Source organism: Cytobacillus eiseniae (genome assembly GCF_017874625.1).
Classification (GTDB): Bacteria; Bacillota; Bacilli; order Bacillales; family Cytobacillaceae; genus Cytobacillus; species Cytobacillus eiseniae.
Genome location: NZ_JAGIKZ010000016.1, coordinates 42,716 through 57,031, shown reverse-complemented (window position 1 = coordinate 57,031; position 14,316 = coordinate 42,716). Strand labels below are relative to the sequence as shown.

Genomic DNA, 14,316 nt, shown 5'->3' with positions numbered 1-14,316 from the left:
TTCACTTTAATTTTTGTCCCTTTCGTATTTTAAATCCAGTAGATTGATAATTATCTTTCAAATGATTCTGTAATTCTTTTTCAAACAGTTTATTATTTTCTACTGTATTAATATAAGAATCATAAATGGCAAATCCATAATGAGAAGGAATAAATAATAGCCACTCAGGTTTTAACACAGAGGTTGCTTCTTTCACTTTTCCTAAAAACAAGAGCACAACGGCTTCTTGAACATGCGAAAAAAAATAAAATATTACTAACCAAATAATAACAAATACTGCCGTTAAAATTCTATGTATATAGAGCTGTCCTAAACCAGGGATAAATAATGACCAAATAATAGAAAGAACTGGATTTCGTTTATCCAGATAGTTAATCTCTAAAGCACCAATTGAAAAAGAATTAATACGGTGCTCCTCTCGTTCTGCCATAAGATAAACCCTATTCATATCCACTGTTGTTCGATAACTATCCCAGATTCCAAATATATAAACAGGGATATACATAAGTAGCCATCTTGTGTCTAATATCTCTTTGGCCATGTCGATATTCCCTTGAAAAGAATAAATCATGGCTAAATTCACATTTGCTTTCACATTAACAATTACTTCCCAAATAAATAATGAATAGCCTCTAAGGTATTTCGATAAAAGCATATGCCCAAATCCAGGGAACGCAGCAGACCACCAAGCAATAATATAAGGATTTCTCAAATGCAATTGAGTGGTCCCTAATGTACTAACATGGGCTTTATACCTTCTGGCGGTGTTGTCATTTGTGTAGTTGTTCATTACATCCACCTTTTTGGAATTTTTATAATTTATCTCCATAAAAGGATCGAATTATACCTAATCTTGTTCGATAACAACCATTTGGAAAACTATACAGACTGTATGATATTGTACTAAATATTCGTGTCATAGAATCATAGAAAAACCCCCAACCTACACGATTGGGGTCTACGTCACTACACATACAGCTTCCCTTCCTGTTCCTTCCTAAAGAAGCTCTTCATCGCATGAAACACATCTACTTTTTGCTTAAGAATGTAATAACGGAAATCTTCATGTTTGATATTTTTATAAGCGGACATAAGGGTTGAGTGGCGGTTGTACTGATTGACTTCTCCATAATAGAACATATTAGATACTTTCATCATTTGCTCCACAAGCTTTACACAGCGCGCATTGTCAGAGGTTAAGTTGTCACCATCTGAAAAATGGAAAGGATAAATATTATATTTTTGCGGATTGTATTTCGTTTCAATAAGTTCAAGTGCTTTGCGATAAGCAGATGAACAAATCGTTCCCCCACTCTCTCCCTTTGAAAAGAAATCTTCTTCTGATACGACCTTCGCTTCTGTATGATGGGCAATAAATTCAATTTCAACGGTTTCATATTTCGTTCGCAGAAATCTAGTCATCCAGAAGAAGAAGCTTCTTGCCATATATTTCTCCCAGATTCCCATTGATCCGCTCGTGTCCATCATCGCTAACACGACAGCTTTTGAATCTGGCTTCACGACTTCATTCCATGTTTTAAACTTTAAATCTTCCTGATAGATTGGATGAAAGCTCGGTTTTCCTGTCATTGCATTCCGTTTAAATGCAGTCATCATCGTTCTCTTTTTATCAATATTCCCCATTAACCCAGTCTTGCGAATATCATTAAATTCAATGTGTTCAACAATATTTTCGGCTTGTTCCTTACGCTTTAAATTCGGCAGCTCCAGCTGTTTAAAGAGTGCCTCCTCTATTTCCATTAAAGACACTTCAGCTTCGAAATAATCTTCTCCAGGCTGATCCCCTGCACCTTGCCCTTTTCCTGGACCCTTTGCACTTGGTGAACCATCACGTGCAACTACATCACCAATTTGACTTTCTCCATCTCCTTGACCAACATGTTTGTTTTTATCATAATTATAACGAATTTTATATTCGTCCAACGAACGAATTGGGATCTTTACTACTTCTCGACCATTCGACATCACTATACTCTCTTCTGTGATTAAATCAGGCAAATTATTCCGAATGGCATCCTGCACCTTTTCTTGATGGCGTTGCTGGTCGTCATGGCCTTTACGATGGAGGGACCAATCTTCTTGGGAAATAACAAACTGATGATTATTTGGATCGTTCATTTATTAAGCCCTCCTTTTATTCCATTTTGTGCACACTTCTAACTTAGCAACATACTATATAAGGGTGTCATGTGAAGAATGGATAGCGTTTGACAATACATGACAAACATTTGGCTAAGCGTCAACTTTGGACAACTTTATCCATATAGTGTTTATTACTCTATCCTATGCAGAACCCAAATAATAATTTACAAATAATTTCGATAATAGCGTAAAGGAAATTTACTTCCCTTATACTTAAGTCCACATGGCGCAGATTACTTAGTCTACTATTTAAACGAGGACTGACAGTGTTTCATACATATATTCGTACATGCCCTAATAAAGTATAGTAAACATACAAAAGGGGTGATGTTATGAGCGAATTACTTTGTTGCGAACGCTGTGGAGAACTAACTATTTTTGAACGAATGACTTATATTAATAACAAACCGATTTGTTCCAGCTGCAGCGAGAATGCTGTTTATGCACTGCAAACAGCAGACAGCGAGGAACAATAGCAAAAATGAATAGAAGGTTAAAAACATGGTTGATCACCTAGTTACAACCAAACTACATTTAGTCAAAAGGGACTGACAGATTTTGTCAGTCCCTTTTCATTCTATTTATCGATTTAACAAACTACCAACATAACGCAGCAATTCATTTGCAGAGGTCGAGTTATATCCATGCTCATCAATTAACCGAGCGACGACTTCATTTACTTTCTTCAGCTGCTGCTCATCTGGTGTTTTTGTTGATGTCGTAATTTTCACTACATCCTTTAAATCAGCAAATAATTTCTTTTGGATCGCTTCACGAAGGCGATCATGTGAATTATAGTCAAATCGTTTTCCTTTACGAGCATAAGCAGAAATACGGATAAGAATTTCTTCACGGAATGCTTTCTTCGCATTTTCAGAAATGCCGATTTGCTCTTCAATCGAACGCATCAGCTTTTCATCCGGATTGATTTCCTCCCCTGTCAATGGATCTCTTAGCTTCGATTTATTGCAGTATGCCTCCACATTATCGAGGTAATTATCCATTAATGTTTTTGCCGATTCCTCATAGGAGTAGACGAATGCTTTTTGTACTTCTTTTTTCGCAATATCATCATATTCCTTACGAGCAAGTGAAATATAATTTAAATAGCGCTCCTTCAGCTCCGCAGTAATTGACGGATGCTGATCCAAGCCTTCTTTTAATGAGCGCAATACATCAAGGGCATTGATGGACGTAATCTCTTTTCGAATAATTGTAGAAGAGATTCGGTTAATTACATAACGTGGATCAATTCCACTCATCCCTTCATCCGCATATTCTTTCTTCAATTCCTCCACATCTGCTCGATTATAGCCTTCCACATTTTCCCCATCATACAGGCGCATTTTCTTCACTAAATCAATATCGCCTTTTTTCGGTTCTTTCAGACGAGTTAAGATCGTGAACATGGCCGCAACCCTTAGCGTATGTGGAGCAATATGAACATCAGACACATCACTTTCGCGAATCATTTTATCATAGATTTTCTCTTCCTGTGTGACCTTTAAATTATATGGAATCGGCATCACAATGATTCGAGAATGAAGCGCTTCATTTTTCTTATTGGAAATAAAGGAACGGTATTCTGTTTCGTTCGTATGTGCGACAATTAATTCATCGGCAGATATTAAGGCAAACCTGCCAGCTTTGAAATTACCTTCCTGCGTCAAGGAGAGCAAGTGCCAAAGGAACTTCTCATCACATTTCAGCATTTCCTGGAATTCCATCATTCCACGGTTCGCCTTATTTAATTCACCATCAAAGCGGTATGCCCGCGGATCTGATTCAGAGCCATATTCAGCAATTGTTGAGAAGTCAATGCTTCCAGTTAAATCAGCAATGTCTTGTGATTTAGGATCAGATGGACTGAATGTACCAATCCCCGTCCTTTTATCTTCAGAAAAAAGGATTCTTTCGATTATGACATCTTCAATCCGCCCACCATATTCCTGCTCTAAGCGCATACTATTTAATGGAGAGAGATTCCCTTCAATCCGAATTCCATACTCTTCATGGAAATCCTTCCTAAGATGATGTGGGATTAAATGCAGTGGATCCTCATGCATCGGACAGCCTTTAATCGCATACACTGCCCCATTATCATGATGTGAGTAGGCTTCAAGCCCTCTTTTTAACATCGTTACTAATGTGGATTTCCCTCCGCTAACTGGGCCCATTAATAATAAGATTCTTTTGCGGACGTCCAGCCTTTTCGCAGCAGGATGAAAGTATTCTTCTACCAGTCTTTCTAACGGTTCCTCAAGTCCGAATAATTGATTGCTAAAAAATTGATATCGCTTCTGCCCCTTCACTTCGTCAACACCGGCATCTTTGATCATATTATAAACCCGAGAATGCGCGGACTGGGCAACCAATGGCTTTTCTTTAAGTATCTCTAAATATTCTCTAAATGTACCTTCCCATTTCAACTTTTCCTCTTCATGGCGATGCATCTCAATTTTTTTTAGAATATCCATTTGGACCTCCCCCTGTCGCTTTATCAGAGACGATTAATATACTCTATGCGGCTCGGCAAACGAACATGCTAAACTGTGACTTAGTTTCGGTTGTCCTTTTTAAGTTAGGTCGTTTTCCTTACATGAAATAAAGGATGATTCAACCAAGTTATGTCTATAATAAACAAGGATGTGACTTTTGATTGTTAAGTGTAAAAAATTCTCCATACATTTCATTCACAGTTTGAATAAAATGGGCTATAATTAACATGTATTTTTTATATTCCGGTTTGATAAAAAAAGGAGGATACATAGATAATGAAGACGATTCTTGTTCTTGGTGTAATGGTTGCATTCTTAACAGCCATTCTAACATCTGGTTATGAAGATAAGCCCGGTTCTGGTGTAGAGAAATAAGAAGTTTATAGCAAAAGCTGCTGGAATCCAGCAGCTTTTTTTATTTTCGATTCAACCCCGACTTTTGGACGAAATCGTTCATATACATTCTTGATTGCTTCTCAAGCATGCCAGCCATTTGGCTTGTCCAAGTATCCTTTCGCTTCCCCTGTGTTCGCTCGATATAATAGTCAGAAATGATCTCATTATACACTTGAAGCTGCTGTTCATTTTCTTCTCTATTCGACCGATATTCATTTTCATGGTAAATATGGTTAATCGGCAGTCGCGGCTTTTTTTCTGTCATTTTTGCTGGGTAGCCGACAGCAAGTCCAAATAGCGGGAGGACTCTTGAAGGAATATGGAGCAGATCACAAACAGCTTCAAGATCATATCGTAAACCACCAATGTAACAAATGCCTAGTCCCATTGATTCGGCTGCAATTGCCGCATTTTGAGCAGCCAATGCCGTATCAATAAGCGTGACCATGAACTTTTCAGTACTCTCAATGGACGGAATCACACGCTTATTTTCCATTTCCCCAATGATTTCATGTCGGTATAAATCTGCACAAAATACAAAAAAATGGCCATTTTCAGCTACATAGCTTTGCTCCCCAGCAATTTTAGCTAACTTCTTTTTCTTCTCCTTATCTGTTACACCAATAATCGAATACGCTTGAATAAAGCTTGAAGTGGAAGCTGATTGTGCACAGGAAACAATCATTTCTATTTGTTCCTTTGATAAAGGCCGATCCTCGAATTGACGGATTGACCGATGATTCAATAATAGATTGATGCTCTCATTCATTCCATCCCATCCTTTATTTTCAATGCTTTCATTTTACATGAAAATAAATGGAAACGAAATGAATTCGCTATTCTTCAGGTTTAACAATGAAAAAAAGACCTGAATCAACGTTCAGGTCCTAGTGCTGTTAGATGGAGATAATCTTGCTGGCGCAATGCCTCATAAATAAGGATGGCTGCAGTGTTGGATAAGTTTAAGGATCTTACATTATCATTCATCGGAATACGTAATGCTCGATCCTTGTTCATTTCAACGACATCCTTCGGCAGCCCCGTCGTCTCTCTCCCAAAAATGAAATAATAATCTTTTTCTTTCACACTATAGTCGAAAGTAGAATGTGGTTTTTGGCCATATTTCGTTAAAAAGAAAAATTCGCCACCCGCATTCTTCTCGAAAAATTCATCTAGCGAATCATAATAGACAATCTTTACAAATTGCCAATAATCCAAGCCCGCACGCTTCAGCATTTTATCATCTGTGGAAAAGCCAAGCGGACGAATTAAATGCAATACCGTATCAGTTGCCGCACAAGTACGGGCGATATTTCCAGTATTCGCTGGAATTTCTGGTTGGTATAAAACTACATGTATTGCCACGTTTTTTCACCTCTAAACATTTGCTATCACTTATTATACCACGTTTTTTTCAAGATTCATTGATCATCTACGATCGAATAAAACTTATATTTCATATTAGGTGTGTAGGCTGTTGAATCCTCATACGCCCAATAACGCATTCGGCTATTTGTCGTATGGGCATTAACATAAGGCATCCCATCAGTATCCTTAGCTGTCACGATTGTCGTATGATCGAACCTGCCATCTCCTTGAAAATCATAGCAAATGACGTCCCCTAAGAGCAATTCCTCTGGACTAGAAACCTCTCTTGCCCTTAAGCCCAACTTTGATCCAGCCAAATACCACCTCATTGAATTAGCCACTGTAAAACTATAGCTCCAATTATTACTCCTCATCCACCAGCCGTTCGAACGGTTTGGATATCCTCTCATCGGCGCACCACCTGCATGCAAGCATTGAGAAATATAATTCGTACAATCAACATCAAATGATTTATAGGCTGGATTATAGCTATTCCACCAAGTCTCAGCATATTGCACAGCCTTCAATCGATTATATTGATAAGAAATCCGCTCTTCGGCGTCTTCCTCTGAATGTACAGGATGATTTTCCACTACATATGCTTCATATGGATTAATTTCCTTGTCCTCCACAAGTACCCCTTTATAAAATTCGGCTGTTCTTGACTCGATTTCCTCTTCTAGATGAAAGAGACCTTTCTGCTTAATTAAGTATTTGAAATGGACATCATATTGAACAAAACAGAGCTCATCTTTTACTTCCCCTATTTTTCGAATCTTCCCGATAGCATTTGCTTTCACGATCTCACATGAGCGCTTAGAAAGCCCTTCCTTCTTTCGCTCAATTTTTTCACAGCCTGCACTTCGATCAACAGACACATATTGCTGCACCCTTTTTTCTACATGCGCTTGAAGCTGCTCCCTCATGTTTTGACACTCCTTTCCTATTTTATACGTATGAACGGAGAAGTGATTTCACATCAAAAAAATGTGAGTGAATGTGAAAATGTGGCTAAAAGAGGATTTCCAATTGAAAGAAAAATGAAGTATATTTGCTGTTATCTCCCCTTTGGGATAGTTGGATTGGACAGATGAAATTTATTCATTTAACAGGAGATTCTTGTTTAATAACGAATAAAGTAATGGATGAAAGCTATAATGGAGAATAACGAACATTTGGAAATGGCGGTGAACCATATGTTAGCGCAAAAAGAAATTCTTGAGCTACTGTCAAATAACTTAAATACATGGAAAGAAAAATACGGGATTGAGTGGATCGCTCTCTTTGGTTCATACACGCGAGGGGAGCAAAAGGAGTCTAGTGACATCGACTTATTAGTAGAATTTGCAGAACACTCAATGACATTTGATAACTATATAGAACTAAAATTCGAACTGGAAGATTTATTTCATAAGCCTATAGATTTAGTGATGATTGAAGATATTAAACCAGCTATAAAGCCGAGTATCCTAAGGAGTGCCAAGTATGCTGAGGGAGCCTAAAGTCTTTTTAGAGGATATTTATGTAGCTTGCGTAAAAATTGATAAATATACGAAGGGCCTCTCATTTGAAGATTTTGTTGGCAATGATTTAGTTTCAGATGCTGTAATAAAAAACATTTTGGTCATTGGTGAAGCTTCAAAAAACATTCCTAATAAAATTAGAGAAGAAAACCCTCATATTGAATGGAGAAAAATGGCCGGCACGAGAGACATGATGATTCATGGTTATTTTTCTATTAATTATCGGATTGTATGGGATGTTGTTCAAAATAAAATTCCTCCATTAAAACTACAAGTCCAAAAGATTTTAAATGAATAAAAATCCACTCAAAGTTGTCCTAGGACAGCTTTTTTATTTCACTTAAGGATGACCAGTTAGCAACTTATGAGTCCCGCTCCCTTAGATTTGCAAATAAAATCAATCAATGGTCTTTTAAAGTGAAAAGTTTAAAGCATTTAGCAATGGAACAATTTCTCCCTTAAAAGTCAAAAAAGAAGGGTTATTTTCATCATCAAAGAGGAGTAAATAGGGTTCCTCCCCTTCTGGAATAATAATGATTGCTTCATCAATCAGTGCATTCAGCCATTTGTTTTCTACTAGAATGGATGGTTCCAATGGAATTTTAATCATATATCCTTTAGCTGGAATAGGGTTGAACTTTTTAACAATATTATCAATAGCGTTAATGATCTTTTCAGCTTCAGATTGGATATTAGGATTGGTTGGAGATGTTTTTATTACCTTATTTTTTTCAATATCAAGAAGCTCAACTTTCGTGCTTTGTGCACTAATTATTAATAGATTAAACAGGAGAAATATGGGAATAATTGAAAGCCAAATTTTACGAACCACATGGATCACCTCGGTTGTAATATTACCGAAGATTATTTTTCTTATGCCAAAATTATGTTTTCTGTGGATGTGAGCAGTTAAGTTAAATATCGGAAAAACAGTTCAGTTTAGGAGAGAAAAATAAAAAAGACAAGTGTTTAAGTAATCATATATTAGATATGGATGACTATGTTTACCATTATAAATTGCAACAGATGAAGCATAGGTTTTAACCAGTGGAAAGGTCTATTTGTCACACTACTAAAGTGGGGTAAAAACAGTGGTACATTAATAACTAGAGAAGAGATGGGAAGTTGCTGATTCCCATATTTAGCATTTATTAGTTTGGGGATAAATAGACGGAGAAATTCCGCTTATTTCATAATTTTTTATAAAAAGGGCGTCAATAAGCGGAAAAATTCCGCCTATTGGTTCAAAAAATTCAAAAATGAGCGATTTTTCATTGAATAGGCGGAAAAATTCCGCTTATTTCATCTAAAAAGAGCTTCATTCTGCATTTAACCGGAATTTCTCCGCTTATTTCATTCTTGCTAGTTACTCCATCATGGACAAGACATCTTATTTATATGGAAGCAAGGTTATAAGCAGGAACGCTCTTTAGCATTCGCCTTATCAGCTACAGTTGCGTTTGAGTATAAATTGCTATTTCGTCGTTTTACCGTGTCATTTTATAAAAATACACGATTTAGCTTGATATTAACTTTATAAATTCGGCTTTTCTATAGCTGCATTTTCATTCACACCAAATTGACTTCCTTTAATCCATGAGAAATTTCAGTCAAAACCTCTTCATCTGTTTCTTTTTCCAGTGCCTTCTCTAAAGCAAGCTTCGCTGTTTCTCCCCCAATTTTCCCAAGCGCCCATGCGGCCGTTCCTCGCATCACAGGTCGAGTATCTTTCGTCATCACTTCAATTAGTTCGCCCACTGCTGTTTCATCTTTAAAATGGGCAAGGGCAATAATCGCATTGCGCTGAATTGGTTTTTTCCCACGCCATGATCCGGCAAGCTGCCCGAACTTCTCCTTGAATTCTCGATTGCTTAGCTGGAGGATTGGTTTCAAGAGCGGCTTCACTATTTCAGGATCTGGCTCCATTTCTTCATGAAAATGAAAATTCTTTCCTTTATTTTCTGGACAAGATGTTTGGCAGGAGTCACAGCCATAAATCCGGTTGCCGATTTTCGCACGTAATGGCTCCTCAATAAAGTCTTTCGTTTGGGTTAGAAAACCAATGCATTTTTGCGCATTAATTTGTCCCCCTTGCACAAGGGCGCCCGTTGGACAAGCTTCTATGCATTTATTGCATGATCCACATTGATCTTCAATCGGCTGATCGGGTTCAAAAGGAATCGACGTAATCATCTCACCTAAATAAACATACGAACCAAATTCAGGAGTGATAATCGAACAATTCTTCCCGCTCCAGCCAATGCCTGCCCGCTCAGCAACCGCTCGGTCTGAGAGCTCACCTGTATCAACCATTGACTTGCATCTAGCATCTGGCACTTTTTCTAAAATAAAAGCCTCCAGCTTTTTCAGACGATCTCTTAAAATGAGATGATAATCTTCACCCCATGAGGCACGGCAGAAAATGCCTCTTCGCTCCCCTTTTTTACTTGTAACACGTTCATTCATTTTCGATGGGTAAGCGAGTGCGACTGCAATAATTGATCGAGGTGTATCCATCAACAAGGAAGGATTGACCCTCTTCTCTATGTCCTTTTCTTCAAAGCCAGATTGATAATTGAGCTCCTGCTGGCGAATGAGACGATTTCTTAATTCATCGAAGGTGCTTGCCGTTGTAAAGCCAATTTTATCAATCCCAATTGTTTTGCTATATTCAATAATTTCTTGTTTTAATTGTGCAGCATCCATTGTTATCCTCCTTTCATCTTGGATATTGATCAATGAATGGAAATGTAAAAGCATCGACTATTATGATAAACTATTTTTAACTATTTTTGGAGGTGGAAACGTTGGAAATTCGACTTTCTTCAGAGCTTTGTGCACTCTTCCCTGCTTTTACAATCGGTGTGATTCATTATAATCATATCCAAGTTGGTGAATCCCCACAAATGGTGAAGGGACGACTGCAATTATTCCAGGAATCGATTTTTTTTGATTTGGAAGAGAAAAATGTAACAGATATAGAGGGAATTAAAGAATGGAGACAACTTTTCAAGGCTTGTGGCAAAGATCCTAACCGTTACCGCCACTCAGCTGAGGCACTCTATCGAAGGGTAAAAAAGCAAAATTATTTACAGCCTGTTAATAGTGCGATTGATCTAAATAATTTCTTTTCCTTGCAATATGCCATCCCATTAGGCATCTATGACGCAGATAAGCTCAAAGGGGATCTTGTCATTCGTCTTGGAGAAGAAGGCGAGGAATATTTCGGACTGAACGGCCGAATGAACTCCATTCATCGCTTGATTGTCAGTTCCGATGAGGAAGGCGCTTTTGGCAGCCCTTTCGTTGATTCGAAAAAGACAGCTGTTACAGAAGAAACTAAAAAAGCCTTACAAATTGTTTACTTGCGCCCTTCAATGAATCCTGATGAAGCTAAGAAATTACTAGAATCATTACAGAATATGTACACCCAAGTACATGGCGGAGAAGGAAAATATGAATTAATTAGATGCTGAGAATGCATCTTTTTTTTCATCATTACTTTGTAAAAAAAAAGCCCAATCCTTCCGTCTTTTTAGTGGGAGATCAGGCTTCTGATTTTTGGGAAATGGGTGCAATTATCAGCATTGGTACTGAGACTATTCGCCTCCTGTCTTGTCTTACTTACAATCGCATAGATCCGACTTTGATTTAAAGCCTCACTTCCACTTCGGTCCCATCCTTCAATTTTGTTTCAACAAGGATCAGGCCACTGTACTCAGATAATTCCTGCAGCAATGGCTTCAAATCTTTTCTTTCAATTTCCGGGAAGATGAATTTGCTGCCATCCTTTTTAATTGCATTATTTATTAAGCGATTCACCCTTTTCGATGTAACAAGTAAACTGCCCAAATGTAAAATCGCATAGGGAACAGGAATAGAGAATCTTTTATCCTTTGCTTTCACCTTAACTTTTAACATAATCTACTCTATTACCACAAAGACTTTATCACCGTTAGCTGATTTAATGTCAACAATCTGTCCGCCCAATTCGTTCTCAATTGCTTCGATGAGCAGATCAATATTTATATCTTTTACATATTTTTCTGCCTCAGGTATCTTTTCAGCAATATTTGTCCCAACTTTTAAAACGGCCTTGACCAAATTAATTGGTAGATTCACATTTACATTATCGCCTTCTTCAGAGATCACACGGATTTTCAACATTTTATTTCCATAGGGGACTTCTTTTTTTAATATCACCCGTTCTGGCTGTTCTTTCCCTTGTAAAATTGTAATTAATTCGCTTGCTTTGTCCTTATCAATCTTGCCTTCCTCCACCATCGTTAACACTCTTGAGATTTCGTCCTTCATTATCCTTCCCCCTCTTCTTTTAATAATTGAATGGCTTTCTCTGCGGTAATTTCGCCTTTTTCTAATAATGATACAATTTTTTTCTTATCCACTTCCGGTTTCTTTTGAGAGGAATAGCCGAGATTAGAGATAATTTCATCTAACTTTCCTCTGACAGTCGGATAGGAAATGCTGAGCTCCTTCTCAACCTCTTTGATATTTCCACGGCATTTAAGAAAGATCTCAATGAAATGCAGCTGTTCCTGGCCGAGAGCCGCCAGTTTTGAAACTTCAAATTCATTTTCTACCGTTGTGTGGCAATGAGTACACTGCAGCTTCGTAATTTTAAGTGCTTTGCTGCAAACTGGACAGTTAGTAAGTAAAGGATACGCCATACTGTTCTCCTTTCTTTTTATTTAATCCTATCATACACTGGTTTTTTAAATATTCAAGTATATTTTTAAATCTTTTTATAAAATTTTATAATTTTATTCAAAAAATTAATTTTTATATTAAATAATTTAATTTCGATAGGTTTAATTATTAGGAACTGAAATTTATTATAGTTCAAAGGAATGGCAAGAGATCCAATCCCCCTAAACGTGCAATTAAATTTGAAGAAACACATTCCCAGGCGGTTTCTAGAGTAATATTGCTTTTCCTTGCTCAAAAACCTTTATTAGACTGTTTTCGCAAATATTGTTGCTAATAAAGATAAAGTTGGTAAAGGTTGATTTCCGCTCCATGTTGCTGCAATCAACCGACTTAGTTCGTCAAACATTAATTCAAAAACAACAATCTTTCAGAAAAGAGCCTTTTTTAAAAGAAATGTATTTTAGCCAGTTATTTAATAGAAGTGTATCTTTTTGAAGGATATTGCATCTATTTTATTGAAATATATGGGAGAGGTTTATGCTTACATAGGGCAAAAAGGAGTTCACAGATGAAACAAAAGATAAACATTGGGTCATTTATCTCTTCGATTGTTTGCATTTTATTATTTGTTATCGTTTCTTTTTCGGATCTAATTAATAACTCTGTTTTGGGTGTACATCCTTTAAATCTAGTCTTCTCTTTTACTTTGATTACTTTCCTTTTAGGAGTAGTAGGCCTATCTGGTGTTCAAAATTGGAAAGGGATGGCAAGAAGCATCACTACTATAATAGTTACAGTAGGATTATCAGTCTTTCTGTCATTCATTCTTTTTTTCGGAACCATATTTAGTTAACGGGAACAATCCTTGGAGAGCTGGTTTACTCTTTTACTTATCGAATTAGAGAAAAAAATGTATTCACGTTTTTTGGAATATTGAATTTTAATCAATGTTGAACGATATACTTAAGTTAAATTGGATAAAAAAGGAGCAAAAAAAATGTTACTGAAAAACATGATAAATGCTTATCATTTATTATTATCTTTAGGCGCTTTTTATTTAGGTGCATCGATGTTATTAGAAAAAGGCGTTTTTGCCTCGTTCCCACAAGAGTGGATAGGAATCATGCCATTTAATAGTTGGGCAAGTTTGGCTTTATTTGGAATCATCATCTTTGGAATGGGCAATGCTATTGCATCCATTTATGGGTTTATAAAGAAAGACAACAACATATTTATCATAACCATTGCTATGGGCGCTTTATTTTTCTCATGTGCTCTTCTCCCATTTATTTTATTGGGGGAATGGTACTTACCGACGGCACAATTTTTCATATTAAGCTCAATCCAGATCATACTTGGATTATTTGGTTTAGTTACTAAGAAATCCTTACAGGCCATTTAGTTGAAACTGCTAGGTTAAAGTTTTTTTATTTTTTTATAATAAAGGCTGAGAAGAATATCTCTGAGACATTCGAAACCATAGCAATCAAAACGCAAATCACCCACTTCTTTTTACTTGTATTATTCAATTTCTTTGCGGACATTGAGTACGTTATTTTCATAAATTAGGCTATTTTGGGAAGTTTCCGGACATTGAGTACGTTATTTGCTACTAATTAGGTAAAAACAATCCCATTTTAGCTAAATAACGGAACGTATGTCCGATAAAAACATGAAAGCACGACTTTTATTGCAAATAG

The 14,316-nt window shown here is 36.8% G+C and carries 16 protein-coding genes; 5 read left to right on the top strand and 11 right to left on the bottom strand.

Annotated features, from left to right (window positions below; genetic code table 11):
• Position 1: 1 nt before the first annotated feature.
• Positions 2–790: a hypothetical protein gene (locus J2Z40_RS13480; RefSeq protein ID WP_066392423.1), complete on the bottom strand. Its 789-nt coding sequence runs from the start codon at positions 788–790 to the stop codon at positions 2–4.
• Between the two features lie 176 nt (positions 791–966).
• Positions 967–2,139 carry a sporulation protein YhbH gene (gene yhbH / locus J2Z40_RS13475; RefSeq protein WP_066392422.1) on the bottom strand — a complete coding sequence of 391 codons (1,173 nt, stop codon included), beginning with the start codon at positions 2,137–2,139 and terminating at the stop codon, positions 967–969.
• A 356-nt stretch (positions 2,140–2,495) separates the two neighbouring features.
• Here yhbH and J2Z40_RS13470 point away from each other — a divergent pair, with 356 nt between their 5' ends.
• Positions 2,496–2,639: a hypothetical protein gene (locus J2Z40_RS13470; protein ID WP_157087800.1), complete on the top strand. Its 144-nt coding sequence runs from the start codon at positions 2,496–2,498 to the stop codon at positions 2,637–2,639.
• A gap of 105 nt (positions 2,640–2,744) precedes the next feature.
• On the opposite strand, the gene J2Z40_RS13465 is transcribed toward J2Z40_RS13470, so the two are convergent.
• The 4 genes from J2Z40_RS13465 to J2Z40_RS13450 all read right to left on the bottom strand — a co-directional run bounded on the left by J2Z40_RS13465 (position 2,745) and on the right by J2Z40_RS13450 (position 7,351).
• Positions 2,745–4,640, bottom strand: a complete 1,896-nt coding sequence (locus J2Z40_RS13465; protein WP_066392421.1) for a PrkA family serine protein kinase — start codon at positions 4,638–4,640, stop codon at positions 2,745–2,747.
• A 436-nt stretch (positions 4,641–5,076) separates the two neighbouring features.
• A complete protein-coding gene (nfsA, locus tag J2Z40_RS13460) occupies positions 5,077–5,826 on the bottom strand; it encodes an oxygen-insensitive NADPH nitroreductase (protein ID WP_066392418.1) in 750 nt (249 codons plus the stop codon).
• 104 nt (positions 5,827–5,930) lie between these two features.
• Positions 5,931–6,422 (bottom strand): tRNA (uridine(34)/cytosine(34)/5-carboxymethylaminomethyluridine(34)-2'-O)-methyltransferase TrmL, encoded by a 492-nt coding sequence (gene trmL / locus J2Z40_RS13455; protein WP_066392416.1) that lies wholly within the window; start codon positions 6,420–6,422, stop codon positions 5,931–5,933.
• Positions 6,423–6,478: 56 nt separating this feature from the next.
• Positions 6,479–7,351, bottom strand: a complete 873-nt coding sequence (locus J2Z40_RS13450) for an amidase domain-containing protein (protein ID WP_066392412.1) — start codon at positions 7,349–7,351, stop codon at positions 6,479–6,481.
• A gap of 231 nt (positions 7,352–7,582) precedes the next feature.
• On the opposite strand from J2Z40_RS13450, the gene J2Z40_RS13445 reads away from it, so the two are divergent.
• Both J2Z40_RS13445 and J2Z40_RS13440 read left to right on the top strand, forming a co-directional pair.
• The gene (locus J2Z40_RS13445) at positions 7,583–7,927 is read left to right on the top strand and encodes a nucleotidyltransferase family protein (RefSeq protein ID WP_425351413.1); all 345 of its coding nucleotides are present in this window, start codon (positions 7,583–7,585) and stop codon (positions 7,925–7,927) included.
• Entirely contained in the window at positions 7,911–8,246 is a 336-nt protein-coding gene (locus J2Z40_RS13440; RefSeq protein WP_066392410.1) for a HepT-like ribonuclease domain-containing protein, read from the top strand. Before J2Z40_RS13445 ends, J2Z40_RS13440 begins: the two co-directional genes overlap by 17 nt.
• Positions 8,247–8,360: 114 nt before the next feature.
• Here the strand turns inward: J2Z40_RS13440 and J2Z40_RS13435 are convergent, their stop codons facing one another.
• Both J2Z40_RS13435 and queG read right to left on the bottom strand, forming a co-directional pair.
• A complete protein-coding gene (locus J2Z40_RS13435) occupies positions 8,361–8,780 on the bottom strand; it encodes a hypothetical protein (protein ID WP_066392408.1) in 420 nt (139 codons plus the stop codon).
• A 737-nt stretch (positions 8,781–9,517) separates the two neighbouring features.
• Positions 9,518–10,654, bottom strand: coding sequence for a tRNA epoxyqueuosine(34) reductase QueG (gene queG / locus J2Z40_RS13430; RefSeq protein ID WP_066392406.1), 1,137 nt, complete (start codon positions 10,652–10,654; stop codon positions 9,518–9,520).
• Between the two features lie 101 nt (positions 10,655–10,755).
• Here queG and J2Z40_RS13425 point away from each other — a divergent pair, with 101 nt between their 5' ends.
• Entirely contained in the window at positions 10,756–11,424 is a 669-nt protein-coding gene (locus J2Z40_RS13425) for a B3/B4 domain-containing protein (protein WP_066392403.1), read from the top strand.
• A gap of 175 nt (positions 11,425–11,599) precedes the next feature.
• Here J2Z40_RS13425 and J2Z40_RS13420 read toward each other — a convergent pair whose 3' ends face one another.
• From J2Z40_RS13420 to J2Z40_RS13410, 3 genes are read right to left on the bottom strand one after another with little or no spacing between them, the layout of a single operon-like run.
• Complete coding sequence (locus J2Z40_RS13420) at positions 11,600–11,869, bottom strand: hypothetical protein (protein ID WP_066392396.1); 270 nt, start codon at positions 11,867–11,869, stop codon at positions 11,600–11,602.
• Between the two features lie 3 nt (positions 11,870–11,872).
• The gene (locus tag J2Z40_RS13415; protein ID WP_066392394.1) at positions 11,873–12,262 is read right to left on the bottom strand and encodes an SHOCT-like domain-containing protein; all 390 of its coding nucleotides are present in this window, start codon (positions 12,260–12,262) and stop codon (positions 11,873–11,875) included.
• Complete coding sequence (locus J2Z40_RS13410) at positions 12,262–12,636, bottom strand: DUF2089 domain-containing protein (protein ID WP_066392392.1); 375 nt, start codon at positions 12,634–12,636, stop codon at positions 12,262–12,264. Before J2Z40_RS13410 ends, J2Z40_RS13415 begins: the two co-directional genes overlap by 1 nt.
• A 977-nt stretch (positions 12,637–13,613) precedes the next feature.
• Here J2Z40_RS13410 and J2Z40_RS13405 point away from each other — a divergent pair.
• Positions 13,614–14,018 (top strand): hypothetical protein, encoded by a 405-nt coding sequence (locus J2Z40_RS13405; RefSeq protein WP_066392386.1) that lies wholly within the window; start codon positions 13,614–13,616, stop codon positions 14,016–14,018.
• The last annotated feature ends 298 nt before the right edge of the window (positions 14,019–14,316 follow it).

Bases quoted from the DNA above. Each gene is read 5' to 3' on its own strand.
- J2Z40_RS13440 (WP_066392410.1), top strand. From the start codon at position 7,911: ATGCTGAGGGAGCCTAAAGTCTTTTTAGAGGATATTTATGTAGCTTGC.
- J2Z40_RS13465 (WP_066392421.1), bottom strand. From the start codon at position 4,640: ATGGATATTCTAAAAAAAATTGAGATGCATCGCCATGAAGAGGAAAAG.
- J2Z40_RS13415 (WP_066392394.1), bottom strand. From the start codon at position 12,262: ATGAAGGACGAAATCTCAAGAGTGTTAACGATGGTGGAGGAAGGCAAG.
- J2Z40_RS13445 (WP_425351413.1), top strand. From the start codon at position 7,583: ATGGAGAATAACGAACATTTGGAAATGGCGGTGAACCATATGTTAGCG.
- J2Z40_RS13480 (WP_066392423.1), bottom strand. From the start codon at position 790: ATGAACAACTACACAAATGACAACACCGCCAGAAGGTATAAAGCCCAT.
- J2Z40_RS13420 (WP_066392396.1), bottom strand. From the start codon at position 11,869: ATGTTAAAAGTTAAGGTGAAAGCAAAGGATAAAAGATTCTCTATTCCT.
- J2Z40_RS13410 (WP_066392392.1), bottom strand. From the start codon at position 12,636: ATGGCGTATCCTTTACTTACTAACTGTCCAGTTTGCAGCAAAGCACTT.
- yhbH (WP_066392422.1), bottom strand. From the start codon at position 2,139: ATGAACGATCCAAATAATCATCAGTTTGTTATTTCCCAAGAAGATTGG.
- J2Z40_RS13470 (WP_157087800.1), top strand. From the start codon at position 2,496: ATGAGCGAATTACTTTGTTGCGAACGCTGTGGAGAACTAACTATTTTT.
- J2Z40_RS13450 (WP_066392412.1), bottom strand. From the start codon at position 7,351: ATGAGGGAGCAGCTTCAAGCGCATGTAGAAAAAAGGGTGCAGCAATAT.
- queG (WP_066392406.1), bottom strand. From the start codon at position 10,654: ATGGATGCTGCACAATTAAAACAAGAAATTATTGAATATAGCAAAACA.
- J2Z40_RS13405 (WP_066392386.1), top strand. From the start codon at position 13,614: ATGTTACTGAAAAACATGATAAATGCTTATCATTTATTATTATCTTTA.
- nfsA (WP_066392418.1), bottom strand. From the start codon at position 5,826: ATGAATGAGAGCATCAATCTATTATTGAATCATCGGTCAATCCGTCAA.